This is a genomic window from Limnobacter sp. MED105 (assembly GCF_000170915.1).
GTDB lineage: Bacteria > Pseudomonadota > Gammaproteobacteria > Burkholderiales > Burkholderiaceae_B > Limnobacter.
The window spans coordinates 121,653-146,282 of the sequence record NZ_ABCT01000006.1 but is presented as its reverse complement, the minus strand read 5'-3'; the positions used below and the strand labels follow the sequence as shown (position 1 = coordinate 146,282).

Sequence of the window (24,630 nt, the reverse complement as noted above, 5' to 3'; positions counted from 1 at the left end):
TCTCCTTGTTGTTAGCGCTTAAGCGATGTGGCCTGCATGGTACCGCCCTCGGCTTTCACGCCCAGGAAAGTGATCAGGTCGATCGACGCTTGCGAGCCATACTTCAACTCGGGGAAACGTTGCTGACGGAAGCAGTCGTACATGCGCCATTGCATGGAGCGAACAGCACCCTGTGAAACACGATAAGCAGGCCAGGCCGCGAATGCGGCTTGGGCAGGTTCAGGCTTGGTCAGGTTAGGCAAGCCTTGCAGACGAATCCGTTGATCGTCTGTGGCGTGGCAACTTGCACATGAAAAATCATAAGGGCCTGCGCGGTAGAAGAAGATTTTCTCGCCACGAGCACGCGATGCCTTTTCCTCGGGATGACCTTGCGGCACCTTGATGGTGGCGCCACGCGATTGCGCGTAAATGTAGGCCACCAGTGACTCCAATTCAGTGGGCTTTTCACCGGCACTTGAGTAAGGTTTCTTGGTGACTTCAGCAACGTCTCGCCCTTGCAGAGTCACCATGCAGTGAACCAGCCGGGTTTCTACATCCATCACTTTGCCCGTGTCGCTGAAAAAGCGTGGCATGGTGGCCACTGCGCCTTCAAGCTTGCCAGGGCCTGCGCCCAAGTCACATTGCTCAAGCGATGCATTTTTGGGACCTTGCGGCTTTTTCCAAATGTCTTCGCCACGCAACTCGACCAATTCGGCTGGGTTGCCATCGGCCAGCATGTCACGGTATTCCTGAATGCCCTGCTCGGTTGTTTTCTGAGCATGTGCATTCATGGTGATGGATGCCAATACACTGGCACCCGCGAGGGTCACAGCGGCTAGCTTGGCCGCTGTTTTTGCTGTTTGCCTCATCTCACACCCCTTCTTATGGTTATGAATTAATTGGAGATTACGCCACTTTTGTTTTGTCGGTGCGGGAATCACCCTTGTTGTCTGTCCATGTTACTTCGACTGTATCACCAGCCTTTCCACCCTTGAAAGAAAAGGAAAGGAAGGGATTCTTGGACACTGCCGGGCCCCAGTTGGCCTGCAACACCACCTTGTCATTGCACTTTGCGGTGACGTTCTGGATAAACCAGGCCGGCACCAAGCTGCCATCGGAAGCTTTGCGCTGACCAGTTTCCATTTCATGCGCCATCAATACTTTCACTTCAACTTCGTCGCCATTGGCTTTGGCGCGAATTTTCATTGGATCACCCATGTTTTTCTCCTGAATTTTTAATTAACCGCCGCAACCACCGAGGGTCACCTTGACCTCTTTCTTGGCAAAGTAGTATTTGCCATCGGCTTTCACGAGCGCGTAAACATCACTTGATTTACCCATTTTCACGCGGGTGTTCACCTTCGCATCTGTGCCGGCCGGGATCATGAATTGGGCAGACAACATGGATGGGTTGTTGGCAACCAGCAAAGCCACTTCTGTGGTGTTTTTCAACTTGCTGTCAGCACCAACCGGAACCACTGCGCCGTTTTCAGCGATGTCAGGAGCGATCACTGTGATGTCTTTACTCTCTGTGGGCATGCCCGCGCCAAGTGCTTTCATCAGCTCGTCCATTGACTTCGCGTTGAACGCTTTGTCGGGGTAACCGGCTGCTGCAAATACTTCATTGGGTTTGATCAATCCGGCGGCAACTGCCAAGCCCAATACTGTCAGGCCAGAAGAGGCCTTCAGCATGGTGCGTCTGTTTTGGTTCATTGAGTAACTCCTCCTTAAAATTCAATCAAATCACTTCTGCTTGGACAAAAACCAGTCAGAAAGTGCATTTATGTCTTCATCGGCCAAATGCGCTTGAGCGGGCATGGGCATGTCACCCCAAACACCACTGCTGCCTGCCTTGATTTTACCGGCAAGATACGCTTTTGCATCCGCTTTGCCAGCGTACTTGTTCGCCACCGCCACCACCGATGGGCCCAACTTTTTGTTGTCAATGCCGTGGCAGGCGACACATCCGTTTGCACTGAACAACGTTTCCCCACTGTTCATGCTGAGCTTTGGCACTGCCGGTTTGTCACCCGCCGAAGCCACGGTAACCACGCCACGCACGGGACCTACCAGGCGGTTCTGATCGATCAAATTGCCATGCGCATCGCGTGCGTAATCAGGCAAAAAAGAAATGACTTTTGCGTCAGGTTTGCAGTTTGACATGCAACGCGCCTCTTTCACATCGGGTTTACCCGATGGCAACCACATGCCGTGCTTGGTTTGCATGCCGTTGCGGTTGGGCAGCTTGGCTTGAGTTTCAGCCATGTTCTTGTCGCTCAGAACAAAGTCGTCGCCCACAACGCCACCCATGTTCAGAATGTAAGCGGTCACTGCATAAACTTCCTCTGTGCTCAGGCTTTTCGGTGCGGTCCATGGCATGGCACGGTTGATGTAGTCCCACAAAGTCGACAATGTGGGTACTTTCATCAAGGTGGTGCGCTGAGGAGAAGAACCGTCCTTCAACGATTGCACGCGCCCTTTTTTGATGTCTTCAGCCGTGGTACCGCCCACTATCGGCGTGAACACTTCATTGCTTTCACCAAACACGCCATGGCAAGAAGCGCACTGGGCTTCCCACACCTCCATACCCTTGGCCACGCTGCCGCTGCCTTTGGGCAAACCCACAAAATCTGGGCGAACATCAATGTCCCATGCTTTGACTTCATCGGGAGTGGCCAAGCGCCCCAAACCTTCGAAAGCCTGGGCTGCACCTGCTGTCCAAAGCAGCGAACACAGAAGTACCGCCATTGCGGCATTGCTAAGCAAACCGGTTAATTTAATCCTGTTTTCCATCTTGCTCATGTTTACCCCACGTGCACGTTGTGCACTTCACCAGCGGCATCCAGGCGCCAACTTTGAATTGCGTTGTTGTGGTAAATGCTCTTGTCATCGCGCTTTTCACGAAGTGTTCGGTAGCTGGGCTGCACATAGCCTGTGCTGTCCACCGCCCTGCTTTGCAGCAAGACCTCGCCTTTGCCGTCCCAAACCCAAGGCAGGTTGAAACGGGTCAGCGATTTGTCATGAACGGGGCCTTGCAGTTTGGCTGTTTTCCAGCTCTTTCCGCCGTCGGTCGATACGTCGACGGCTGTAATTTTCCCTCTGCCACTCCAGGCCAGCCCTGTAATGTTGTAAAAACCAGGGCTGAGTAATTTTTGACCGCCCGATGGTGTGGTGATCACTGATTTGCATTCTTGAATGGAGGTGTACTGACGGTGTGTGCCGTCGGGCATCAAGTCGACGTAATGAATGGCTTCGTCTTTGGTGCCGTAGGGTTTGTCACCCACCTCAATTCGGCGAAGGTACTTTACCCAGCTTACGCCTTGCACACCCGGCACCACCAAACGCAAGGGGTAGCCATTTTCGGGTCGCAGCATTTCGCCATTTTGACCGTAGGCCAACAGCACTTCGCCGCTTTCTACTAACTCCATGGGAATAGTGCGGGTCATGGATGAACCATCGGCACCTTCGGCCAGAATGAAGCGACCCTTCTTCAGGTCAACACCGCAATATTCCAGTACTTTGATCAGGGGCACGCCAGTGAACTCGGAGCAACTCAACATGCCATGGGTGTACTGAACGGTTGGCACCGCTACATTGGCCCACTCCATGCCAGAATTGGCGCCGCACTCAATGAAATGAACGCGGGAAACAGATTCCATGCGCATGAGTTCATCCACGGTGAACACCATTTCCTTTTTCACCAGGCCGTTGATCATCAAGCGGTGCTGGGTGGGGTCAATGTCCCACCAACCCTGGTGGTGACGCTCGAAGTGCAGACCCGATGGTGTGATGACTCCGAACAATCCCTGCAAAGGGCAAAACGAGACCGATGAACCACCCACGCGGGTCAATCCTGGTGATTCCCTGCGCTGCAGGTTTTTTTCGTATTGTGAAGGCATGCCATAGGGCATGGTGGCAACGGGTTGACCCAGGCCCTTGCTGTGCGCTGGCAAATTCAGAATGGCGGGATCACCCTGCGCCGCCTGCGCCAAACGAGGTGAAGCCCCTATGGCACTTGCCACACTGCCGGCAACGGCGGCAGCAAAGGCTTTCTTGAAAAAACCACGGCGATCGGTGTCGCTGGCACGATTCACGAAAGCGATGTCACTGCGACTGACAAAATTTTCCGGGGCGCGTCGAATTTGGCCCAAGGGGGTGTCTGAGGGAATGTCGAACGACACAAATGTCTCCTGGATATGACTATTATTGCTGCATTGCGTCACTATATGCGCATATGCTCATATCTAGAATCTACGCTCTAAATTCAACTTGCGCAAGCAATTTGCACCTAGGGTTTCTTCTTAGTCTTTTGTTCGGTCTTTTGTTTTCTAAGACTGTCGTGGTCTATTTTGTAGTCGGGTTTGGAGATACCCTGGCTGGTGGGATCTGTAGGCAACACATTGTGAACAGCCTGAGCACCTACCTTGGCCACAAGGCGCACAGTGTCGTAGGCTGAATGGGTTATTTTCTTCTCGACCATGTGCACGGCCGATGAAATTGGCGCGATCGGGCGAATTTTTTTCAGCACGGAGAACGGAATGTCTGCAATTCGGCGATGCACGCCTTCAACCTGACGCGTGCCTTCGTCGAGCGTGGCGGATACCAAGTCAACGATGCCGCGCAAATGCGGTTCAAGTGACTTTTTTCGGGACATACAAACCTCTTTGGGCCTTGATTGTTGTTGATCGAATTCTAGAAGAGATTCGAATTCAGCGGTAGGCAAACCATTCCACTGTAAAATACCCAAATTCAGAGACAGATTCAAACATTGTGGCAATCATTATTTACGACCTGGAGTGTGAATACTCCCACCGTTTCGAAGGTTGGTTTCGGTCCAACGAGGATTTCGATGACCAACGCGAACAAAAACTGCTGACCTGCCCTGAGTGTGGCACATCTGCCATTCGCAAAGTACCTTCCAAGATCAACATTGGCGGCAAAGCCCATACTGAGTCTAAGGTTAGCGAAGCACAGGGCGCAGGGGTACCTGCAGCACCCACAGTACAAAAGCCAAATTCAGTGGATGTAGCCACCGCCTTTGTCATGGCTCGTCAGGCCATTCAGGCCTTGATTAACCACTCGGAAGATGTGGGCGACCGCTTTGCCGAGGAGGCTCGAAAAATTCATTATGAAGAGGCCCCCATTCGTGCCATACGCGGACAGGCCAGCCCTGAGGAATTTGAAGAACTGCGCGACGAGGGTATTGAAGTGATTGCGCTGCCCGTGCTTCCGAGTGAAGAGGAATTGAACTGATTCAAGCGGCTCGAGGTGCCACTTATTTTACGCGGCGCTTCTCGAGCTTGCGGGCCAGCGTGCGGCGATGCATACCCAGCCGGCGCGCTGTTTCTGAAATATTGAAATCTGTTTCCACCAGCACCTCGTGAATGCGTTCCCATTCCAGGTTTTTGATCGATGTTGTGCGGTTCGTAAGTTCGACCGGCTCACTGCCCGCCACATGGCCGAAAGCGGCCTCAATATCGTCGGTGTTGGAAGGCTTCGCCAAATACTGGCACGCCCCAAGTTTAATCGCTTCCACTGCAGTGTTAATACTCGCAAAACCAGTCAACACCACAATCAACATGGTCGGGTTGTGTTCATGCAGCGCCTGAACGCAATTCAGGCCTGACGAATTACCGCTGAGCTTTAGGTCAACCACCGCGTGCGTTGGCGTTTGTTTCAAAAGCACATCCTGCATTTCTTCCTGGCTACTGGCATGAAGTACTTTGTAATCACGCCGCTCAAAAGAACGCTTCAAAACGCGGGCAAATGCCTCGTCGTCTTCAACCAGCAACAAAAGCCTTTCCATACTGCTACCTTGGCTCATGGCTATTTGTTCTCCTGCAAAATCATGGCGTTTAGCGGCAGTGCAATCACCACTTCGGCACCGCCCTCTTTACGATTGTTCACTGTCAGCGTGCCGCCCAACGTGCGCGCCACATTCAAGACCAGGAAAAGCCCGAGACCCCCGCCCGGGCGCCCCTTGCTTGAATTGTAAGGAGTGCCCACCTGCTCAAGAATATCGGCTCTGAAACCTGGGCCTTGGTCAGTCACGGTCAAAAATAACTGATCCCTGACCTTGGACACCTCAAATCGCAACCAGTTCGGCGAGACTTCAAGTGCATTGTCCAACACGTTGAACAGCATTTGCTTCACGGTTGAATCAAAGGCAACGGTGAACTCCTCTTCGATGGTGTTGTTGTATTCAAAGTGTTGGGCTGGGCGGCTACTTTCCCACTCCTCCACCAAGCTTTCAAAGAATTCATTCAGACTGGTTTTTGAAGAAGACTCCCCACGCGTTTCGCCTGCCGACAACAAAATGCCGCTGACAATACTTTTACAGCGAAGCAACTGCCCTTCAATTTCCTCAATTTCCTCCAGCATGGCCGGGTCATTTGAGAATTGGGGCATCCGCTTCCAGTCGCCCAACACCACCGACATGGTGGCCAATGGTGTACCCAGTTCATGTGCAGCGCCACTGGCCAACAGGCCCATGCGCACAATGTGATCTTCCTCGGCGGCGCGTTGCCGCAGGCTGGCCAATGCGGCATCACCAGCACGCAAGTTACGCCCAATTCGGGTAATGAAGATCACCAACAGGGCCGCATTCAGCACAAAGCAAATGACCAGGCCGGTCGCGTACAGGTCAGCAAGTTTGTACGGGCTATTCAGCGGCCACACCAGCGGCTTGTTGAAAATCGACAAGAAAGCCAGACACAATGTAGTAATGGCCACCACAAGCCAGGTAGACTCGGCCCGCAACAACACCGCACTTAGAATAACCTGCAACAAAAACAGGAATACGAAGGGATTGTTGATACCGCCAGTGAAATAAAGCTGGGCAGTCAGGCTGGCGATGTCCACCAGCATGGCCAAAAACAATTCGCGATTGCTGACCACACGTTCTTCGTGCCAGCGCAGGTGGCTGCCAATATTGAAAGCGATCAGGCATACCATCACGGCCAGCATGTTGAACATCGGCAGCTGTATGCCAAAGCCCCAGGTAGCGACCAATATGGTCGCAATTTGACCACCCACGGCCAGCCAGCGCAGGTGAATCAAATGCAACATGTTTTTGTGGCCGGTTTCGTTCAACACGTTTGTCTCATCAAACGCGCTACTACCTTGCCGAATGGAAACGATGTCGGAATTAATGGCCATTGGAACTCGAATCCTGCTGCTGAACCTGAACAAGCGGGTTTAGGCCAAGGCGACTGACTTGCGATTCAGCCAAACGGTGATACCCGCCACCATCAAGGCCAAAGCATACCAAGTGAAGGCATACACCAAGTGGCTGTTGTGAAACTTGATTACAGTTAATCCATCGACCGGGTAGGTTTTTGGGGTAAACCCCGTGATTTCTTCGCCCAGATTTCTAGGAGTGCCTGCATCGATGAAAAAAGGCGCAACGGTTTGCAGTTCGTGGTGCTGCGACAGCGCTTCAATGTCGCGAGAATACCAGCGATTGCCAGCAGGGTCGTTCTCTCGTAAAAATGCGCCACCCGCTTCGCTGATTCGCAACAAGCCACGCACTTCAAACAGACCTTGGGTGTTATCAATCGTCATGGGATCAGCTTCGTTCACGGGAATATACCCGCGATTAATCCACACAATTTCCCCGTTGGCCTGGCGCAGCGGCGTAAGAAGCCAATGACCAGCCCCCAACACTGTGGTGGCTTGAACGCGGGTGGTGTGCTGGGGTAGCAACTCACCCTGCACTTTCACATTCAGGTATTCATGGGTGTCACGGGCAACAGCAGGCCATTCGGCGGCGGCAGGCGCATTCACGGCTGGCGCATCCACACGGTTTTCAACGCGCTCAATCAAATCGAGTTTGTAATCAAGCCTGTACACCTGCCAGGTGCCAAGTGCCAAAAATACGCTGAAAAAAAAGGCCGCCAGGGCAAAGCCCAGCAGCCTTTTGATTGATCTGGGTGCACGGGCTGAATGGGGCTTTGACACATCATTCATGGTGCACCGAACTCCTTTATTTCAGTTGTTGAATCGACTCAATGGCCTCGTGATTCATGCCCGGCATCATGTTGGTGTTCAGGTGGTACATCACCCAAATTGAACCCACCAGCGTAATCACCACAATAATGAGTGTAAACATCATGGCCAACATGCTCCAGCCACCTTCCGATTTGCTGTTCATGTGCAAGAAGTAAATCATGTGCACCACCATTTGAACAGCACCCAAGCCTAAAATCACCAAGGCCGTGGTGGTTGAACTTTCAAACACACCGCCCATGACCAATGCAAACGGGATGACTGTCAGAATGACTGCCAACACGAAGCCAATGGTGTAATCGCGCATGCTGACATGCACTTCATCCTCATCATCGTGGTGGTCGTGATGGTCATTCATGTTGTTTGGATGCGCGCTCATGGCAATACTCCCATCAAATAGACAAAGGTAAACACGCCGATCCAGATCACATCGAGGAAGTGCCAGAACATGGACAGGCACATGACGCGGCGGCGGTTTTCAACAATCAGGCCGTGCTTTTTCAGTTGGAACAACAACACCACCAGCCAGATGATGCCGAAAAATACGTGCAAACCGTGAGTGCCCACCAAGGCGAAGAAGGCGGTCAGGAAACCGCTGGTTTGCGGTGTGGCACCAATGCTGATGAAGTGCCAGAACTCGTAAATTTCAACAGCCAAAAACGCCAGACCAAGCACACCTGTTATGGCCAGCCACTGAATGGTTTTCTTCACATTGCGGTTTTGCATGCCCACCATGGCCACGCCGTAGGTGATTGAACTCAGCAACAAAAACGCTGTGTTCAGGGCCACAAGGTTCAAGTCGAAAATTTCTGCGCCGGTGGGGCCGCCTGCGTAATTGCGGCCAATGACTGCATAGGTGGCGAACAAACAAGCGAAGATCAAACAGTCGCTCATCAGGTAGATCCAAAAACCCAGCGAAGAGCCATTTTTGGGATGGTGGTCTTTTACGTAATAACGTGCGCTTGGATCAGTGGGTGCATTCATGGTCAGGTCAGACATGGGCTTGCTCCAGTTTCGTGCGCGCGGCTTCCGTACGGGCCACTTCATCGGCCTTGATGTAAAAGTCGCGCTTGTAATTGAATGTGTGTGCAATCACGGCAACCACCAAGGCCACGGAGCCGCCTGCCGCCAGCCACCAGATGTGCCACACCAGGGCAAAACCGATCACTGCGCTGATGCCGGCAATCACCACGCCTGCTGCGGTGTTCTTGGGCATGTGAATGTCCACGAAACCTTCCTGTGGGCGCTTGTAGCCGTTCTTTTTCATGTCAGCCCAGGCATCGGTGTCATACACCACAGGGGTGAACGCAAAGTTGTAGTCTGCAGGTGGGCTTGAAGTGGCCCACTCCAATGTGCGGCCGCCCCAAGGGTCACCGGTGGTGTCGCGCAACTTGGCACGGTCACGGAATGTGACATAGAACTGCATCAACATGGCGGCAATGCCCACAGCGATCATGGCGGCACCCAGCGCTGCGATCTGGAACCAGATTTGCAGTGAAGGATCTTCAAACTGACTCATGCGGCGTGTTACACCCATCAGGCCCAACACATACAGCGGCATGAAGGCGAAGTAGAAACCAACGACCCAGAACCAGAACGACACCTTGCCCCAGAACTCATCCAGTTTCACGCCAATGGCTTTGGGTGCCCAGAAGTTGATGGCGGCAAACAAACCGAACAGCACACCACCAATAATCACGTTGTGAAAGTGCGCAATCAGGAACAGGCTGTTGTGCAATACAAAGTCGGCTGGGGGTACGGCCAGCAACACACCGGTCATGCCGCCGATCACGAAGGTGATCATGAAGGCGATGGTCCACATCATGGGCAGCTCAAAACTGATCTTGCCCTTGTACATGGTGAACAGCCAGTTGAATATTTTCGCACCCGTCGGGATGGAAATAATCATTGTGGTGATACCGAAGAAGGCATTCACGCTGGCCCCGCTACCCATGGTGAAGAAGTGGTGCAACCACACCAGGTAGGAAAGAATGGTAATAACCACGGTGGCGTACACCATGGAGCTGTAACCAAACAAACGCTTGCGGCTGAAAGTAGATACCACTTCAGAGAACACACCAAACAGCGGCAAAATCAGGATATAAACCTCGGGGTGACCCCAAATCCAGATCAGGTTCACGTACATCATGGAGTTGCCACCAAGGTCGTTCGTGAAGAAGTTGGTGCCCAAATAACGGTCCATGGTCAGCATGCCCAACACGGCTGTCAACACTGGGAAAGCGGCAACAATCAACACGTTGGCGCACAGGGACGTCCAGGTGAAAATCGGCATTTTCATCATGGTCATGCCGGGGGCGCGCATCTTGATCACGGTCACGATCAAGTTCACACCCGAAAGCAAAGTACCCACCCCTGCAATTTGTAGCGCCCAGATGTAGTAATCAACCCCCACATACGGACTTTGCAACACACCCGACAACGGTGGGTAAGCCAGCCAGCCGGTCATGGCAAATTCGCCCACGAACAGGGACGCCATGATCAGCGCTGCACCCATGGCTGTCATCCAGAAACTGAAGTTGTTCAGGAACGGAAACGCCACATCGCGTGCGCCAATTTGCAAAGGAATCAGGTAGTTCATCAGGCCGGTGATCAAAGGCATGGCCACGAAGAAAATCATGATCACGCCGTGGGCCGTGAAAATTTGATCGTAGTGGTGCGGCGGCAAGAAACCTTCATTGCCGTTGAAGGCAATGGCCTGCTGGGCACGCATCATGATCGCATCGGCAAAGCCACGCATCATCATGACCAGGCCCAACACCATGTACATGATGCCAATCTTTTTGTGGTCAATGCTGGTGAACCAGTCGTTCCACAAAGTACCCCACAGGCGATATTTGTGAATCATGGCCAGTAGCCCGATACCCAGAATCATCGCCACGGCCAACGTACCCATGATGATTGGGTCGTAGTATGGGATTGCGTTCAGTGTTAGCCGCCCGAATATCGGGCTTGTTTCAATTGGATACTGAGTCATAGCCATTCTTCTTGGATGAAGTGATGAGTGGATTTGCGTCGTCGGTCGGAATGCGGCACATGGCTTCTTCGATCAAAATTGCCAGTTCGTCAGGCGACAAATCAGTTCGATTGCGCATGGAGTCCGCCATCATTTGAGTGTCCATACACACAGTGCCTTCAACCACGCATCGGTTGACAATGGCGTGGAACAGTTCGGGTTCCACTGTGGCGAAACGCTCGACAGGGTGCTTCGTACTGGGTTTTTCCAGTTCAAGGTAAGCAGCGCGGTCTAGTTCTTTTCCGTACGATTTGTTGCGTGCAACCCAGTTGTCAAACTCTTCCTGGCTTACACCGTTGTACTTAAAGCGCATGTGGGAAAACCCGGCACCGCTGTAGTTCGCAGAGAAACCTTCCCAACTGCCCTTTTCATTAATCACAGCGTTCAAAGTGGTTTCCATACCTGCCATGGAGTAAATTTGGCCAGCCAGCGCAGGAATGTAGAAGGAATTCATCACGGTGCTGGAGGTGATCTTGAAGCGCACGGGCACATTCACTGGAGTGACCAGTTCGTTCACGGTCGCAATGCCTTGCTCGGGGTAAATGAACAGCCACTTCCAATCCAGTGACACCACCTGAACCACCAATGGCTCATGGTCTGCCGGCAAAGGTGTGCTTGCGTTAATGCGGTCAAGCGGGCGATATGGGTCAAGCTTGTGAGTGCTTACCCAGGTCACCAGGCCCAACACAATGATAATCAGCAGCGGCGCACCCCAAATTACCAGTTCCAGCTTGGTGGAGTGGTCCCATTCAGGATCGTACTCAGCCTGCGTGTTGGCCTGGCGATACTTCCAAGCGAAGAAGCAGGTCAGGAAAATCACCGGCACAATGATGATCAACATCAACACTGTCGACAACACGATCAAATCGGCCTGTTGAGAAGCGATATCTCCCTTGGGATTCATCACAATGGTGTTACATCCTGCAAGCAGGAGAAGCGGCACCAACAAAAGACTTCGTTTCAGTGGCTTGAACATAATACCCAGCACGGTTAGGAATTGATTTCATGCTAATTTACTGACATGGGGTGTCGCTGGGCATTGGACATATTGTCCCAGCCAGCAGATTTCACTTTCAACCCATTGAAAATAAAAATAATATTCAAGCAAGCAAAGATTCGAGGAGAAGTTCAAATGTCCGGCACAAGTACAATTCACGCAGAACAAGGCGTCACACCGGGCCATCACGGCAGTAACAGCAATGTGTCCCCAGGCGAAATCGCCATCGGGGTGGTTATTGGGCGCGCATCCGAGTATTTCGACTTTTTTGTGTATGCGATTGCATCAGTGTTGGTGTTCCCAAAGGTGTTTTTTCCCTTTGAAGACCCGCTGACCGCAACCCTGTATTCATTTATTATTTTCTCGTTTGCGTTCATCGCTCGCCCGGTCGGTACCGTCGCGTTGATGATGGTGCAACAAAAGTTTGGACGTGAAACCAAACTGACCGTGGCCCTTTTCATGTTGGGTATTTCTACAGCCGGCATCGCCTTCCTGCCCACATACGCATCGCTGGGTGTCGCCTCCATCGTGTTGTTGTCGGTACTGCGGATTGGTCAAGGGCTCGCTTTCGGCGGTTCATGGGATGGTTTGCCATCGCTTTTGGCCTTGAATGCGCCTGAAAACAAACGTGGTTGGTACGCCATGCTGGGCCAGTTGGGTGCTCCTTTGGGATTCGTGATTGCAGCAGGCTTGTTTGCCTACCTGTTGTCTGCTTTGTCCAGCGCTGACTTCCTGGACTGGGGCTGGCGCTATCCCTTCTATGTGGCTTTTGCGATTAACGTGGTGGCTTTGTTTGCCCGCCTGCGCTTGGTGGCCACAACCGAATACGCTCGCCTGCTGGAGGAACGCGAACTTCAACCCGTGAAGGTCACTGAAATTGTAGGCTCGCAAGGTCACAACATTTTGGTGGGTGCTTTGGCGGCCTTGGCCAGCTATGCGCTGTTTCACGTGGTGACTGTGTTTCCGCTGTCCTGGATTGTGCTGCATTCCGAGCGGTCCATACCAGAATTCCTGGTGATTCAAATTGCAGGCGCAGTGCTTGCAGCTGGCTCGGTGGTGTTGAGTGGCCTGATCGCTGACAAGCTGGGGCGCCGTAACACCTTGGGTTTCTTCGCGATCCTGATTGCTCTATTCAGCTTCTTTGTGCCTTCCATGATGGACGGTGGCGACACCGGCCAAACCGTTTTTATCCTGATCGGTTTCGTGCTGCTGGGGCTTTCCTACGGGCAAGCCGCTGGTGCGGTGACCGCCAACTTCAAAGCCAAGTACCGTTACATGGGTGCTGCGCTGACATCCGACCTGGCCTGGCTGGTTGGAGCGGGCTTCGCGCCCCTGGTTGCTTTGGGTCTGGCCGCACATTTCGGACTGGAGTATGTAAGCCTGTACCTGCTTTCAGGCGCGGTGGGTTCGCTGGCTGCGCTTAGCCTGAACCGTGCATTGGAACTGAAAGATTAAGGTTGAATATGTTGTTTAACACGCAATACCCGCTTGTGCAGGCGCCCATGGCGGGTGTGCAGACCAGTGCGCTGTGCATTGCAGTCAGCAATGCCGGCGGCCTGGGCTCCCTGCCCTGCGCCATGCTCACTACAAGTCAGCTTCGCACTGAACTTCAGGCCATTGCAGAAGGCACCACTCAGAAAGGCAATGCGAAGCCTTACAACGTGAATTTCTTCGCCCACACACCACCGGAAATCGACGCCACGCGCAACCAGAAATGGAAAAATGCACTGGCGCCGTATTACGCTGAGTTGGGTTTAAACATTGACGAATTTCCCAGCGGTCAGGGCCGAACTCCATTCAATGATGAATCGGCTGAACTGCTTGAGGAGTTCAAGCCTCCCTATGTCAGCTTTCATTTCGGTTTGCCAAAACCTGAATTGCTAAAGCGCGTGAAAGCCATGGGTGCGCAAATCATTTCATCGGCCACCACCGTGGAAGAGGCGCTATGGCTTCAGGCCAATGGCTGCGATTTCATCATTGCCCAAGGGCTGGAGGCTGGCGGGCACCGCGGACACTTTCTGAATCATGATTTAAATCTGCAAATGGGTACCTTTGCGCTGCTACCGCAAATTGTGAAAGCAGTGAATGTGCCGGTCATCGCGGCGGGCGGTATTTCCAATGCGAAGGGCGTGGCTGCGGCCATGGCCCTGGGTGCCAGCGCAGTGCAAGTGGGCACAGCTTATCTGTTGGCAACGGAATGCAGCACCAGTGCCATTCACCGCAAAGCATTGCAAAGTGAAGCTGCACGCCACACTGCACTGACCAACCTGTTCAGTGGCAGGCCAGCACGCGGCATTGTGAACCGGGTAATGCGAGAACTCGGTGCGCTTTCAGAATTTCCGCCCGAATTTCCTTTGGCCACACCTGGCATTGCACCATTACGGGCCAAGGCGGAAAGCATGGGCTCAGGCGACTTCTCGCCGCTGTGGGCCGGGCAGAATGCCAGCGACTGCGTACCGGCCAGCGCCAGGGACATTACTGACATGTTGACACCAGGTTTTCAGCACTGAATTTGAACAATAAGTACTGAATCCAACAGGGGTTTTTGTAAGTAGAAGGTGTATATACATTAGAAAAATACACCGCGAGACATGCAACACCCAAAGTCCCAACAATCACCCTATCCGGGCAAACGCGCCCTGATACTTGTCGTACTGGCCCTATGCGCACTTGTGGCTGGTTTTTTTGTTTTCCAGCAAAGCACACAAGACAAGAAACCAGCCATCGACCCGATCGACTCGGGTTTTGCGCGCAGCATGTTATTGCACCATGCCCAAGCCATTCAAATGTCAATGATGATGCGCGACGCCGCATCGCCTGAAATTCAGGCATTGGCCCAATCCATCATCATGAAACAGACCCGTGAAATGGGTGTGATGGAAGGCTGGCTGACCGCCTGGAACGAACCCGTAATGCTGGATGGCCCGCCCATGGCGTGGGTCGAAAACGCCACCAATGTTCGCCACCTAGACGATCAGCTTTACCAGGCCCAATGCAAAGCTGATGGCGGTGCCATGGCTGGCGTGGCCACACCCGAACAACTTGAAGAACTGAAGAACGCCACAGGTACCGAGAAAGAGATTATTTTTCTTGAGCTGATGCTGGCCCACCACCGTGCAGCCATTCCCATGGCCTGGTTTGCAAACCGAAACGGTGGGGCAAGCCTGGTAAAGGCTTTGGCCAGTTCCATGATTCGCGAACAGGGCATGGAAATTGGCTGGATCCAATTGAAACTACAACAACTCAAAAAATCCTGAACCGGAGACACTCTAGATCATGTTGAAACAATCCTCACCTTTGGTTCTCACCGCCCTGCTTCTGCCCACACTGATTGCGGGTTGCCTGGGTAGTTCCGACAGCAGCAATTCTTTCAGCGGCGTGCGAACAAATCCCTCTCAAGTGGTCGATGGTTTGAATATTACTGCAACACCTCAAGGACGCTGTGGCCCGGGCTCGCGCCCTGAAACAGGGATGCAAGGCCGTGTGTCACAAGCCGATCACGATGCTGGTTTGGCTGCTGCAGGTTTTGCCTGCAACACACAGATGGTGGGTTCATTCGCACCCGAACGCGTTATTGGCACCGTAGGTGGCTTCAAGGTAGAACGCTACCGCGACAAAGCGGGCCGCGACTGCGCGTTTGCTGACAGCACCTTGCTGTTTCCCACCAACATTCTTGACCTTGAACTGGGCGTGAATGTGTTCGACATGAGCGACCCCACCAAGCCAGTTCGCACTGCGCGGCTAATCACGCCTGCCATGTTGTCACCCCATGAGTCACTGGTGGTGAGCCAGGAAGGTGGCGTGCTGGCCGCTGTATTGGGCAACCCGGCGTTTGGCCCAGGAATTGTGGATATTTACGATGTGTCGGAAGACTGTCGCAACCCGGTGTTGAAATCATCAACACCGCTGGGTTTGTTTGGACATGAAAGCGGCATTTCTCCCGACGGTAAAACATTCTTCTCGGGCTCACCTTCTACTTCCACGTTGGTGGCGCTTGATATTTCCAACCCAAGCCTGCCGCGCCCCCTTTGGGCCGGCCAATATTCATCGCATGGCCTGTCCATCAGCCCTGATGGCAACCGCGCCTATGTGGCCAGTATTGGCGACCCTGCAGGTATGTTGATTCTGGACATTTCTGAAATTCAGGCCCGCAAAGCCAACCCGCAGGTGCGCGAAATTTCCCGAGTAAGCTGGGACACTGTGACCATTCCACAAAACGCCATTCCCTTCACACGCAATGGCAAACAGTATGTGATGGAAATTGATGAATACTCGGGCGGCAACAGTGGCCCCCTTCCTGTCGGTATTCATGGTCCCAACGTGGGTGCAGCACGCATTATCGACATTTCAGATGAAACGAAGCCCAAAGTAATTTCCAACCTGCGACTGGATGTGCACAACATCGCCAACCGTGAAGAAATTGCCAGCGACCCGGGGGCTCAAAACCCCACAGGTGGCTATGCGGGGCACTACTGCAATATTCCCACCCGCGTGGACCCCACTATTGTGGCTTGCAGCATGATTTTGTCAGGCCTTCGGATTTTTGACATTCGCGACCCGGCCAACCCGGTTGAAGTGGCCTACTTCAACGCACCAGTGAAGCCACGTGTGCTAACGTTGCCCGCACCGGCGAGCAACTGGGCCATGTCCAGCCCTGCATTTGTGCCGGAACGAAAAGAAATCTGGTACACCGATGGCTACCAGGGCTTTTATGTGGTCAAGGTAACGAACAATGCCTGGAAATAAAAAACAACTGGAAACAATGCAAATGAATTTTGAGTATTTGACCCTGAATGTGGCCGAACGCGTGGCCACTGTCACGATTAACCGCCCCGACAAAGGCAATGCGCTTGCGCCCGATGTACTGGAAGAAGTAACACACATGTTCAACACGCTGGGTGCGCGGCAAGACGTGAACGTGATTGTGTTCACTGGCGGCGAGCGCTACTTTTCAGCAGGGTTCGATTTGAATGAAATTCGCAAACTGGAGAAGGTGAGCAACGAGGCCTACACCGCCCTGTTCCACCGCGCTTACCGCGCGATTCTGTTTTGCGAACAACCTGTCATTTGTGCCGTGGGAGGTGCCGCCATTGCGGGTGGTTTTGATTTGACAATGATGTGTGACATTCGCTACGCCTCCACACGCGCCAAGTTTGGCCAGCGTGAAATTGTGCTGTCGCTGACCCCGATTATGGACCCGCTGTGGCGCATCATTGGCATGGGTCGCGCCAAGGAAGTGGCGTTGACTGGCCGCATTTACGATGCTGCAGAAGCGGAGCGCATGGGCTATGTCAGCAAGGTATTTCCTGAAGGTGAATTGCTGACTTCGGTTGCCCAAATTGCACGCGATATGGCGCAATACGACCGTGCCTGTTTGGCTGAAACCAAGCGACTGTCGAATGTGGTGTTGAACCAAGATCTGGACATGTCCATGCGCACTCAGGAATGGCTGTTCAGAAGTTACATTGGTTCCGAAGACAACCACCAGCGCATTGATGCGCTGCAAGCACAATTGGCTGCAGCACGAAAAGCAAAAGGCTGACTCTGATTCAGAGATAGCGCGCATACTCCACGGGGTCATGCGCGCAAAACAGCTCAACTTCATCGCCACTGCTTTTGACCAACTCACGCAAACGTGCCTGTGTGGCCACCCGCTCTGCCGGTAATGTTTGCACCAGTTTTTCAAAAAAGGCCACGCCTGCAGGCATGGGGTCTTCATGTTTCAAAGCCACTTCACTGCGATGAAAGTAAGCATCGCCGCAATGCAAAATCCACTTGTTGCCGTTCTTCACCGCCACGCCCACATGCCCGCGCGTGTGCCCAATCAACGGCACCATCAGTAATTCAATACCGGCAATGGGTCGAATGGCCTGAAAACCAAACCAGGTTTCAGTGGGTTTGTCGTGAATGGTCCATTTGGGTTGGTGCTCAAACTGCGCTTTCCTGAAGCGCAAGGAATCACGCAGGCTTGGCTTGATTGCATGGCGATGCTCAGGCTCGAACACATGCACTTGCGCACCGGGAAAATCACTCAAGCCCCCAGCATGATCCAGATCAAGGTGAGTGGGCACAATGTGCTTCACATCACTGACTTTGAATCCAAGGTTCTTCACTTGCTCAATCGCAGTTTCTTCCATGCGCAGCTGAGGAGCCAACATGGCTACAAAGCCAGCACCCAAACGCCGGTTAGGTTCCAGCACATCACCTGTACCTAAACCGGTATCGACCAAAATCAAACCCTGCTCGCTCTCGACCAGCAAACAATGGCACACCATATTCGCCCGTTCAAAAAAACCACCACTGCCATTGATCAATCGCTTGCAGATTGGGCACATGGTGCCGCAATTCATGTGGTGAATTTTCATGAGTCAAGTTCCGTGTTGTTGTGGTGAGTTCAGTTTAAATTGCAACGGGTCAGCAATGCATCAATATTCACTTCATCGCCCATTGCGGTAAAGCCAAGTGAATTTGGATGCAGCAAGTCGGGGATGAACAAAGCCGCATTGGGCAACGGTATGCCAGGCAAAGCAAGTACTTCGTCAAAATCAACAACACCATCAATCAAAGGCGTGCTACGAATCCAGGTATTGATTTTCTGCCGTTCGGGTTCTTTCACGATAGGGCCATCGGGAAGCCACCCGAATGCCACGTCAGCGCGCGGCGGGATTGTACCCATAAACACGCACAAGCCATTGGACCGCGCCTGCTGTATTAGCTGTTGATAGGCTTGAATCACAGGTTCAGCTTTCACACCGGCACCCAAATCATTCGTGCCCTCAAAAATAATCACACCTTTAACGCCGGGCTGCTCCAACACATCCCGCCGAAAACGCTCAAGCAATGGAGGACCAGCAAAACCGCTTCTTGCTGCGGTCACCGTGTTGCTGTTGATCCCTTGATTCAACACTGCCACGTTGGCGTTTTGTGCATTCAAGCGCATGGCCAAGCGGTCCGTCCAGCGTTGGTTCAATACCTGTAAAAACCCGTCAGTGATCGAGTCACCAATGGCTACGATTGCGCCTTTGGTCTGGGGATTGAACGCATCGAGTCCAGACAGGAAAAACCACCCCACCGACACTTGCGAGAACGAGGTGCCGAGAGAATCACGGGTCACATCCCCACTGTTGTGAGGGCTAATGTACTGCGGACCAAAACTGACTGCATGCCAGGTCATGGGTCCACTTTCGCCTGCCACATGGAATGTGATGGCCAAATCTTCCTGCGAATTGAATGCGAACTCAGCCACATCGGTAATCAATTCCTGCCCTGGCATGGCCACGCCGAAATCTCGACCATTCACTGTTAGCGGAACCCGAGTCGACTCATCGATATTGGGTAACAAAGGATTGCCTTTGGCGATTGAAATATTCTCGAAACGCACCGGCTGGGTCCCCACCAGATTGGACAACCGCAAACGAACCGCTTGGCCACCCAAGGTCGGGTTGATGATCATTCGAAAGCTGCGGTTAACGGCCTGATCCCCCGGAAAGCTTGCCAACTCGGGTGCGCCAGGCAAGGGTATGTTTTCCTGAGTCAGCGGCCCGAGCGGATAAGGGCCATAAGGTGCAGTTGACCAAACCCCCACCATGTTGGCTTGTACTTCGCGTAAATCAAGCCGTGGCGTTGAAGAGGAATCGGTACTGTCAGCGCCACCAAGGCACGCACCCAATAATGCTGACGCTGCCAAAAGACCGAGCGCATTTAGCAGCAATTTCATGACTTTTAGTCTCCGTGGGCTGTTTTGTGCAGCTGGAATTACTGATGGATTTGATTCAACTTGTACTGCAATGTGTGGCTGACAGATTCAAGTGCTGAGTTCTTGAACCAGCAACTCAGCAAAATAATCACAGGGAGGGCGTTTCGATTTCAAGCTTCTGGACAACACCACCTCGACGGGCTGCAACGGTGGCAAGCCCTCTGCAGAACCCAATCGGGTAAGGTGAGCAGGTACACCGCACTGGGCCAGGGGTGCAATTGCCAGGCCAGCGTCTACCATACTAACCAAGCCTTGCACGGCCGGGCTTTCGTACGACATACGGTAGGGAATTTTTGCCTGCTGCAAAGCCTTTAGAGCATGGATACGCGCGGTACTTCCCTCACCAAACAGTGCAAGTGGCAAGGGGCGTTCCTTCCAAATATTTTTGTTGCTCGGGGAACCCGCCCACACCAGTGGTTCCAGGCGTAGCAACACCCCTGGGCACCCCTTGGTGCGGGTGATTACAGCCAGGTCTACTTCATTGTCTTTGACCATTTGCGCGATGTGATTGCTGGGTCGCCCTACCACCTGTATTTCCACACGGGGATAAGTGGCAGAAAATTTACGCAAAACTGGTGGCAACAAAGACGACGCATAATCATCAGGAACACCGATGCTAACGCGCCCGGTCACAGCGGGTCGGGTTAATTCTGCAAAGGCTTCATCCCGCAAGGCGAGCATTTGTCGGGCATAGCCCAACAAGGTATGGCCCTCCGCCGTTAACTGTAAGTTGCGTGTGTCGCGCAAAAACAGGGGTTTGCCCAGAAGACTCTCAAGCCCTTTGATTTGCATGCTGACCGCCGACGGCGAGCGGTGCACCAAAGCTGCGCCAGCCGCAAAACTACCTGAATCAGCCACTGCAACCAATATGGTTAATGCATCCAGATCGAGTTTTTTCATTTCATCAACTTTTCTGATTAATCAGTTCAATTTAATTCGTTTTACGAAATTTTTCCAGTATTGAATAATCCACCTCGCGACTCACCCAACAAGGAATATTTAAAGTGCATGACCTGAGTTCTCTATATGCTTTTCTGGTGGTGGGCGGTTTGTTGTCTGTTACGCCCGGCCCCAACATGGTCTATGTCATCTCACGTTCAATCACGCAAGGACGACGGGCGGGACTGACTTCGCTGGGTGGCGTGGTAGTTGGTTATCTTTTTTACATGTTTGGCGCTGCGTATGGCATCACAGCTTTCTTCAAAACGCAGCCACATGCCACTCAAATTTTGAGTGCCCTTGGCGCTGTTTACATGGGATGGCTAGGTTGGAATGCCATTCGCCCAGGTGGTCGATCACCTCTTGAAATCCATGAACATTTGCCTCGCGAACATGCAGGTAAATTATTTGCCATGGGGGCGACCACCAGTCTGCTTAACCCCAAACTTGCACTAATTTTTTTGACCTTGCTGCCTCAGTTTATTGATGAAACAAAAAGCCAGGTATTGCAGCAATCGCTGTTTTACGGCGGCTTGCTAATCGCGATGTTCGCGGGTGTGAATGCCTGTATGGCAATATTTTCCGGCAGCATAGCTGAATTTCTTGCACGTAAACCGGCATGGCTTCTTGCTCAGCGTTTGCTGATGGGAATTACCTTGCTTGCTTTGAGCGCCGAGATGGCAATACAAGCCTTGGGTTGATATGCTTGGATTGTTGTAGAAGATTTATCCAAGGAATTTGACAATGTCTCAAGCGGCCATGCCCCTTTTCCCGCTCACCACGGTGCTGTATCCACAAGGTGTTTTAAACCTTCAAATTTTCGAAGTCCGCTATCTCGACTTAATGAAAAAATGTCTGCGCGACAAAGCACCGTTTGGAGTAATCAGCCTGCTGGACGGCAACGAGGTACGCCGTCCTGATGAGAAAATTCAACTGGCAAAAATCGGCACGCTGGTGAATATAGAAAAGCATGAATTTGTAACCCCAACACTGATAGAAATTTCGACAGTGGGCAGCCAGCGCTTCAAGCTGTTAAATGCTTCACAAGAGAAAAACGGCCTGTGGATAGGTGAAACTCAGCCCCTGCCAGTTGACCCTGTGGTTGAAATTCCAGACTACCTGCAAGGCAGCGCAAATGCCTTGGCACGACTGATTAACTCGATTGATGAGCAAGAAATCGCCGAAGAACAACTACCGTTTCGCAAACCCTACAAACTCATGGATTGTGGCTGGGTGGCCAACCGCTGGTGCGAATTATTGCCCTTGGACAAGCCCACCAAGCTGCAACTGCTTGCTTTGGACAATCCTTTGCTTCGGCTTGAGTTAATTGACGACACCTTGGCGGCACAAGGTTTGCTCAAGAGTTGACCTAATCAGGGAAGCGGCCTACCATTCGGCCATGCTGACCTTTAACAAACACTTCGCTGCCCAACTGCTCGCCTTGCTCAATAGCAAGGCAGCTGGTCGCATGCATGTTTGTCCGCCGGCCGCACATTCTTAAGCCCGGCGATCACCTACCCCCCAATTTTGCGCACAACACACGCATCGCCGGGCACACTCCAAGCGCAACTGCCTGAGAGTTAAACAATGAAAAAACTACTGACGTCCGAGCGATGGATGAACGAGCTTGATCTAGCTCGGATTTCCAAACTGAATGCGCCATTTCCACCCGAATTAAATGCGGCCTTGGATAATGCCGAATTCATCAAGCCACAAGATATTCCCGCAGACGTTGTCACCATGAACAGCCTGTTCACAATTGTTGAAACAGAAAGTGGATCAACCAACAAACTGATGCTGTGTTACCCAAGCGATGCAGAGCCTGCAAAGGGCTACATTTCAGTGCTTTCGCCAGTCGGCGCAAGCCTGCTTGGTCGAAAAGCGGGCACAGTGGCGCAGTGGGCAACCCCCAACGGAGAGCAGCATTTTGCGGTGGTCAAAGAAATACTGTTTCAACCAGAGGCCAGTGGTGACTACACCACCTAGCCTCTCAAGTGTTGGCAGTAATCACCACTTTACCCACCACTTTTCTGTCCAGTAAATCCTGCAGGGCCTGTGCGCCCTGCGGGAGTGAATACACTTTAGACACCAGTGGTTTCAATTTGCCTTGTTCGATCAAGGCAAACATTTCACCCAGGTCTTTGATGAAGTCAAACAACTGTCGATTCACAAAATCGCCCCAGAATACTCCCACGATAGAAGCACCTTTCAGCAAGGGCAGATTCAGTGGAATACTTGGAATTTCACCGTCTGCAAAACCGACAACCAGGTAGCGTCCATTCCAGCCAATGCTTCGAAATGCAGGCTCTGCAAACTTGCCGCCCACGGGGTCAAAAATCACATTGGGCCCTTTGCCACCTGTGAGTTCTTTCACGCGTTCACGCAAATCTTCATTGCTGTAATTAATCAGTTCATCTGCGCCATTCTCTTTACAAATCGCCAGCTTCTCCGCGCTGGAGGCTGCCGCAATCACCTTGGCCCCCAGGGCTTTCGCGATCTGAATGGCCGCAAGGCCTACCCCACCTGCAGCGCCCAACACCAAAAGGGTTTCGCCCTCTTTCAATTGGGCACGGCCTTTCAGTGCGTGGTAAGAGGTGCCATAGGCCAAGGTGAACGATGCCGCAGTCTCGAAACTGATGGCCGGTGGCATCGGAATAATCTGTTTGGCCTGCACCAGCACTTTTTCGGCGAAAGCACCATGTGTACACATGGCAATCACGCGATCACCCACTTTCACATTCTTGACGCCCTCACCCAGTGCTGCCACCACACCGGCCAGTTCAGCGCCTGGCGCAAAAGGCAAAGCGGGTTTGAACTGGTATTTGCCTTGAATCATCAACGCATCCGGAAAATTGACACCGGCCGCTTTCATATCAACCACCACTTGGCCTGGCCCGGGCTGTGGATCGGCGGTTTCCTCGAATACCAAAGTGTCGGGAAGACCCAGGGTTTTACACATCAATGCTTTCATTTTTTGTCCTCTTTTTATTTGGGTAAGGTGGGATTTTGCTGCGAAAGAATTTCCTTCATCCGGGTTTCAATCACCGGGAACATGTAGCCGTGCGGAATCACGTAAAAGCGCTTTTCAGAAATTGCCTTGAACGTTTCCACCGCCATGTCATCGGCGGTCAATTGCCCGCTTGCAATGGCTTTGCCAATCCGCTTGTTCAACTGTGCAGAAAATCCTTCAATCGAATTGGTGTGCGCCACATCGCCAGGCCGGTTGCGTTCAGAATTGCCAATCCCGGTGGGCACCCAAGCCGGGCACAACAAGGAAACACCAATGGGCGATTGAGTCATTTGCAACTCAAGGCTCAAGGTTTCGCTCAGAGTGACCACACCGTGCTTGCTGACGTTGTATGCCGCCATACCGGGGTTGGACACAAGGCCCGCAACCGATGCCGTATTCACAATGTGCGCGGGGCCACCTTGCGCCTGCATGCGCGGCAGGAATTCGGAAATACCGTGTACCACACTCCACAAATTCACCTGCAAAATCCATTCCCAATCGGCCACAGTGTGTTCCCAAGTGGTGCGTGCCAAAGCCACACCCGCATTGTTGAACAACAGGTGCACACCATTGAACCGGGCATAGGCAGCATCAGCCAGCGCCTTGATTTCTGCTGCATGGCGCACATCGGTACGCAAGGCCAAAACACGGTCTGCTGGCAGGCTCAACTGTTCTGTTGCGGCCTGAAGTGCGGCTTCATCGATATCGGCCAGCACCAGGTTCATACCCATGGCACCGGCATGTTTGGCCAAAGCCAAGCCAATTCCACTGGCTGCCCCGGTGATCACGGCTGTTTTGCCGTTGAAGTTGTTCATTGATTGTTGTCTCCGAATTCTCTATTTTTTTATTTTTCAGCTTATGCTGAGTCAAAAACCAGATTAACAGAAGCAAGTGGTCGAAGTAATGCG

27 protein-coding genes are annotated in these 24,630 nt (G+C 52.6%); 9 read left to right on the top strand and 18 right to left on the bottom strand.

The genetic code is table 11. The features are described from left to right. Window positions 1-11: 11 nt before the first annotated feature. From soxA to LMED105_RS07985, 6 genes are all read right to left on the bottom strand, one after another. Window positions 12-848: a sulfur oxidation c-type cytochrome SoxA gene (gene soxA, locus LMED105_RS08010; protein WP_008250054.1), complete on the bottom strand. Its 837-nt coding sequence runs from the start codon at window positions 846-848 to the stop codon at window positions 12-14. A gap of 37 nt (window positions 849-885) precedes the next feature. Next, entirely contained in the window at window positions 886-1,197 is a 312-nt protein-coding gene (soxZ, locus tag LMED105_RS08005) for a thiosulfate oxidation carrier complex protein SoxZ (protein ID WP_008250053.1), read from the bottom strand. A 21-nt stretch (window positions 1,198-1,218) separates the two neighbouring features. Continuing rightward, window positions 1,219-1,692, bottom strand: a complete 474-nt coding sequence (gene soxY, locus LMED105_RS08000; RefSeq protein ID WP_008250052.1) for a thiosulfate oxidation carrier protein SoxY — start codon at window positions 1,690-1,692, stop codon at window positions 1,219-1,221. A 30-nt stretch (window positions 1,693-1,722) separates the two neighbouring features. Then, the gene (locus LMED105_RS07995) at window positions 1,723-2,781 is read right to left on the bottom strand and encodes a c-type cytochrome (protein WP_369745962.1); all 1,059 of its coding nucleotides are present in this window, start codon (window positions 2,779-2,781) and stop codon (window positions 1,723-1,725) included. 2 nt (window positions 2,782-2,783) lie between these two features. Next, window positions 2,784-4,160, bottom strand: a complete 1,377-nt coding sequence (soxC, locus tag LMED105_RS07990) for a sulfite dehydrogenase (protein WP_008250050.1) — start codon at window positions 4,158-4,160, stop codon at window positions 2,784-2,786. A 107-nt stretch (window positions 4,161-4,267) separates the two neighbouring features. Beyond that, window positions 4,268-4,633, bottom strand: a complete 366-nt coding sequence (locus tag LMED105_RS07985; protein ID WP_156799594.1) for a hypothetical protein — start codon at window positions 4,631-4,633, stop codon at window positions 4,268-4,270. 122 nt (window positions 4,634-4,755) lie between these two features. Between LMED105_RS07985 and LMED105_RS07980 the strand changes: the two genes are divergently transcribed. Continuing rightward, window positions 4,756-5,232 carry a DUF1178 family protein gene (locus tag LMED105_RS07980; protein WP_040512899.1) on the top strand — a complete coding sequence of 159 codons (477 nt, stop codon included), beginning with the start codon at window positions 4,756-4,758 and terminating at the stop codon, window positions 5,230-5,232. A gap of 22 nt (window positions 5,233-5,254) precedes the next feature. On the opposite strand, the gene LMED105_RS07975 is transcribed toward LMED105_RS07980, so the two are convergent. Genes LMED105_RS07975 through cyoA form a run of 7 tightly spaced genes read right to left on the bottom strand, consistent with a single transcriptional unit; the run spans window position 5,255 to window position 11,996 of the window. After that, the gene (locus LMED105_RS07975) at window positions 5,255-5,803 is read right to left on the bottom strand and encodes a response regulator transcription factor (RefSeq protein ID WP_008250047.1); all 549 of its coding nucleotides are present in this window, start codon (window positions 5,801-5,803) and stop codon (window positions 5,255-5,257) included. A gap of 2 nt (window positions 5,804-5,805) precedes the next feature. Beyond that, entirely contained in the window at window positions 5,806-7,137 is a 1,332-nt protein-coding gene (locus tag LMED105_RS07970) for an ATP-binding protein (RefSeq protein ID WP_008250046.1), read from the bottom strand. A 39-nt stretch (window positions 7,138-7,176) separates the two neighbouring features. Next, the gene (locus LMED105_RS07965; RefSeq protein ID WP_008250045.1) at window positions 7,177-7,947 is read right to left on the bottom strand and encodes an SURF1 family protein; all 771 of its coding nucleotides are present in this window, start codon (window positions 7,945-7,947) and stop codon (window positions 7,177-7,179) included. Window positions 7,948-7,963: 16 nt separating this feature from the next. Beyond that, window positions 7,964-8,365: a cytochrome o ubiquinol oxidase subunit IV gene (gene cyoD, locus LMED105_RS07960; protein ID WP_008250044.1), complete on the bottom strand. Its 402-nt coding sequence runs from the start codon at window positions 8,363-8,365 to the stop codon at window positions 7,964-7,966. Then, complete coding sequence (gene cyoC, locus LMED105_RS07955; RefSeq protein WP_008250043.1) at window positions 8,362-8,985, bottom strand: cytochrome o ubiquinol oxidase subunit III; 624 nt, start codon at window positions 8,983-8,985, stop codon at window positions 8,362-8,364. Before cyoC ends, cyoD begins: the two co-directional genes overlap by 4 nt. Beyond that, window positions 8,978-10,981, bottom strand: a complete 2,004-nt coding sequence (cyoB, locus tag LMED105_RS07950; RefSeq protein WP_040512799.1) for a cytochrome o ubiquinol oxidase subunit I — start codon at window positions 10,979-10,981, stop codon at window positions 8,978-8,980. Before cyoB ends, cyoC begins: the two co-directional genes overlap by 8 nt. Beyond that, window positions 10,962-11,996 (bottom strand): ubiquinol oxidase subunit II, encoded by a 1,035-nt coding sequence (cyoA, locus tag LMED105_RS07945; protein ID WP_008250041.1) that lies wholly within the window; start codon window positions 11,994-11,996, stop codon window positions 10,962-10,964. Before cyoA ends, cyoB begins: the two co-directional genes overlap by 20 nt. Before the next feature lie 156 nt (window positions 11,997-12,152). Between cyoA and LMED105_RS07940 the strand changes: the two genes are divergently transcribed. The 5 genes from LMED105_RS07940 to LMED105_RS07920 all read left to right on the top strand — a co-directional run bounded on the left by LMED105_RS07940 (window position 12,153) and on the right by LMED105_RS07920 (window position 17,559). After that, window positions 12,153-13,472 carry an MFS transporter gene (locus tag LMED105_RS07940; protein WP_040512897.1) on the top strand — a complete coding sequence of 440 codons (1,320 nt, stop codon included), beginning with the start codon at window positions 12,153-12,155 and terminating at the stop codon, window positions 13,470-13,472. Between the two features lie 8 nt (window positions 13,473-13,480). After that, entirely contained in the window at window positions 13,481-14,527 is a 1,047-nt protein-coding gene (locus LMED105_RS07935) for a nitronate monooxygenase family protein (protein ID WP_008250039.1), read from the top strand. Window positions 14,528-14,608: 81 nt separating this feature from the next. Further along, window positions 14,609-15,274 carry a DUF305 domain-containing protein gene (locus tag LMED105_RS07930; protein WP_008250038.1) on the top strand — a complete coding sequence of 222 codons (666 nt, stop codon included), beginning with the start codon at window positions 14,609-14,611 and terminating at the stop codon, window positions 15,272-15,274. A gap of 19 nt (window positions 15,275-15,293) precedes the next feature. Further along, window positions 15,294-16,763 carry an LVIVD repeat-containing protein gene (locus tag LMED105_RS07925; protein ID WP_008250037.1) on the top strand — a complete coding sequence of 490 codons (1,470 nt, stop codon included), beginning with the start codon at window positions 15,294-15,296 and terminating at the stop codon, window positions 16,761-16,763. A 22-nt stretch (window positions 16,764-16,785) separates the two neighbouring features. Continuing rightward, on the top strand, window positions 16,786-17,559 hold the full coding sequence (locus LMED105_RS07920; protein ID WP_040512895.1) for an enoyl-CoA hydratase/isomerase family protein: 774 nt from the start codon (window positions 16,786-16,788) through the stop codon (window positions 17,557-17,559). A 7-nt stretch (window positions 17,560-17,566) separates the two neighbouring features. Here the strand turns inward: LMED105_RS07920 and LMED105_RS07915 are convergent, their stop codons facing one another. The 3 genes from LMED105_RS07915 to LMED105_RS07905 all read right to left on the bottom strand — a co-directional run bounded on the left by LMED105_RS07915 (window position 17,567) and on the right by LMED105_RS07905 (window position 20,673). Continuing rightward, window positions 17,567-18,382, bottom strand: coding sequence for an MBL fold metallo-hydrolase (locus LMED105_RS07915; protein ID WP_008250035.1), 816 nt, complete (start codon window positions 18,380-18,382; stop codon window positions 17,567-17,569). A gap of 29 nt (window positions 18,383-18,411) precedes the next feature. Then, complete coding sequence (locus LMED105_RS07910; protein WP_008250034.1) at window positions 18,412-19,734, bottom strand: GDSL-type esterase/lipase family protein; 1,323 nt, start codon at window positions 19,732-19,734, stop codon at window positions 18,412-18,414. Window positions 19,735-19,821: 87 nt separating this feature from the next. Next, complete coding sequence (locus tag LMED105_RS07905) at window positions 19,822-20,673, bottom strand: LysR substrate-binding domain-containing protein (RefSeq protein WP_008250033.1); 852 nt, start codon at window positions 20,671-20,673, stop codon at window positions 19,822-19,824. A gap of 104 nt (window positions 20,674-20,777) precedes the next feature. Here LMED105_RS07905 and LMED105_RS07900 point away from each other — a divergent pair, with 104 nt between their 5' ends. The 3 genes from LMED105_RS07900 to LMED105_RS07890 all read left to right on the top strand — a co-directional run bounded on the left by LMED105_RS07900 (window position 20,778) and on the right by LMED105_RS07890 (window position 22,698). Next, a complete protein-coding gene (locus LMED105_RS07900) occupies window positions 20,778-21,413 on the top strand; it encodes a LysE family translocator (protein ID WP_008250032.1) in 636 nt (211 codons plus the stop codon). Between the two features lie 43 nt (window positions 21,414-21,456). Next, the gene (locus tag LMED105_RS07895) at window positions 21,457-22,080 is read left to right on the top strand and encodes an LON peptidase substrate-binding domain-containing protein (RefSeq protein WP_008250031.1); all 624 of its coding nucleotides are present in this window, start codon (window positions 21,457-21,459) and stop codon (window positions 22,078-22,080) included. A 219-nt stretch (window positions 22,081-22,299) separates the two neighbouring features. Next, window positions 22,300-22,698, top strand: coding sequence for a GreA/GreB family elongation factor (locus tag LMED105_RS07890; RefSeq protein WP_040512796.1), 399 nt, complete (start codon window positions 22,300-22,302; stop codon window positions 22,696-22,698). 4 nt (window positions 22,699-22,702) lie between these two features. Here the strand turns inward: LMED105_RS07890 and LMED105_RS07885 are convergent, their stop codons facing one another. Both LMED105_RS07885 and LMED105_RS07880 read right to left on the bottom strand, forming a co-directional pair. Further along, the gene (locus LMED105_RS07885; protein ID WP_008250029.1) at window positions 22,703-23,683 is read right to left on the bottom strand and encodes an NADPH:quinone oxidoreductase family protein; all 981 of its coding nucleotides are present in this window, start codon (window positions 23,681-23,683) and stop codon (window positions 22,703-22,705) included. 14 nt (window positions 23,684-23,697) lie between these two features. Next, a complete protein-coding gene (locus tag LMED105_RS07880) occupies window positions 23,698-24,537 on the bottom strand; it encodes an SDR family NAD(P)-dependent oxidoreductase (RefSeq protein WP_008250028.1) in 840 nt (279 codons plus the stop codon). Between the last annotated feature and the right edge of the window lie 93 nt (window positions 24,538-24,630).

What these genes read in the sequence shown, in the direction of transcription:
- soxA (WP_008250054.1), bottom strand. Translation starts at nt 848, where the DNA reads ATGAGGCAAACAGCAAAAACAGCGGCCAAGCTAGCCGCTGTGACCCTC.
- soxZ (WP_008250053.1), bottom strand. Translation starts at nt 1,197, where the DNA reads ATGGGTGATCCAATGAAAATTCGCGCCAAAGCCAATGGCGACGAAGTT.
- soxY (WP_008250052.1), bottom strand. Translation starts at nt 1,692, where the DNA reads ATGAACCAAAACAGACGCACCATGCTGAAGGCCTCTTCTGGCCTGACA.
- LMED105_RS07995 (WP_369745962.1), bottom strand. Translation starts at nt 2,781, where the DNA reads ATGAGCAAGATGGAAAACAGGATTAAATTAACCGGTTTGCTTAGCAAT.
- LMED105_RS07985 (WP_156799594.1), bottom strand. Translation starts at nt 4,633, where the DNA reads ATGTCCCGAAAAAAGTCACTTGAACCGCATTTGCGCGGCATCGTTGAC.
- LMED105_RS07975 (WP_008250047.1), bottom strand. Translation starts at nt 5,803, where the DNA reads ATGAGCCAAGGTAGCAGTATGGAAAGGCTTTTGTTGCTGGTTGAAGAC.
- LMED105_RS07970 (WP_008250046.1), bottom strand. Translation starts at nt 7,137, where the DNA reads ATGGCCATTAATTCCGACATCGTTTCCATTCGGCAAGGTAGTAGCGCG.
- LMED105_RS07965 (WP_008250045.1), bottom strand. Translation starts at nt 7,947, where the DNA reads ATGAATGATGTGTCAAAGCCCCATTCAGCCCGTGCACCCAGATCAATC.
- cyoD (WP_008250044.1), bottom strand. Translation starts at nt 8,365, where the DNA reads ATGAGCGCGCATCCAAACAACATGAATGACCATCACGACCACCACGAT.
- cyoC (WP_008250043.1), bottom strand. Translation starts at nt 8,985, where the DNA reads ATGTCTGACCTGACCATGAATGCACCCACTGATCCAAGCGCACGTTAT.
- cyoB (WP_040512799.1), bottom strand. Translation starts at nt 10,981, where the DNA reads ATGACTCAGTATCCAATTGAAACAAGCCCGATATTCGGGCGGCTAACA.
- cyoA (WP_008250041.1), bottom strand. Translation starts at nt 11,996, where the DNA reads ATGTTCAAGCCACTGAAACGAAGTCTTTTGTTGGTGCCGCTTCTCCTG.
- LMED105_RS07940 (WP_040512897.1), top strand. Translation starts at nt 12,153, where the DNA reads ATGTCCGGCACAAGTACAATTCACGCAGAACAAGGCGTCACACCGGGC.
- LMED105_RS07935 (WP_008250039.1), top strand. Translation starts at nt 13,481, where the DNA reads ATGTTGTTTAACACGCAATACCCGCTTGTGCAGGCGCCCATGGCGGGT.
- LMED105_RS07930 (WP_008250038.1), top strand. Translation starts at nt 14,609, where the DNA reads ATGCAACACCCAAAGTCCCAACAATCACCCTATCCGGGCAAACGCGCC.
- LMED105_RS07925 (WP_008250037.1), top strand. Translation starts at nt 15,294, where the DNA reads ATGTTGAAACAATCCTCACCTTTGGTTCTCACCGCCCTGCTTCTGCCC.
- LMED105_RS07920 (WP_040512895.1), top strand. Translation starts at nt 16,786, where the DNA reads ATGAATTTTGAGTATTTGACCCTGAATGTGGCCGAACGCGTGGCCACT.
- LMED105_RS07915 (WP_008250035.1), bottom strand. Translation starts at nt 18,382, where the DNA reads ATGAAAATTCACCACATGAATTGCGGCACCATGTGCCCAATCTGCAAG.
- LMED105_RS07910 (WP_008250034.1), bottom strand. Translation starts at nt 19,734, where the DNA reads ATGAAATTGCTGCTAAATGCGCTCGGTCTTTTGGCAGCGTCAGCATTA.
- LMED105_RS07905 (WP_008250033.1), bottom strand. Translation starts at nt 20,673, where the DNA reads ATGAAAAAACTCGATCTGGATGCATTAACCATATTGGTTGCAGTGGCT.
- LMED105_RS07895 (WP_008250031.1), top strand. Translation starts at nt 21,457, where the DNA reads ATGTCTCAAGCGGCCATGCCCCTTTTCCCGCTCACCACGGTGCTGTAT.
- LMED105_RS07890 (WP_040512796.1), top strand. Translation starts at nt 22,300, where the DNA reads ATGAAAAAACTACTGACGTCCGAGCGATGGATGAACGAGCTTGATCTA.
- LMED105_RS07885 (WP_008250029.1), bottom strand. Translation starts at nt 23,683, where the DNA reads ATGAAAGCATTGATGTGTAAAACCCTGGGTCTTCCCGACACTTTGGTA.
- LMED105_RS07880 (WP_008250028.1), bottom strand. Translation starts at nt 24,537, where the DNA reads ATGAACAACTTCAACGGCAAAACAGCCGTGATCACCGGGGCAGCCAGT.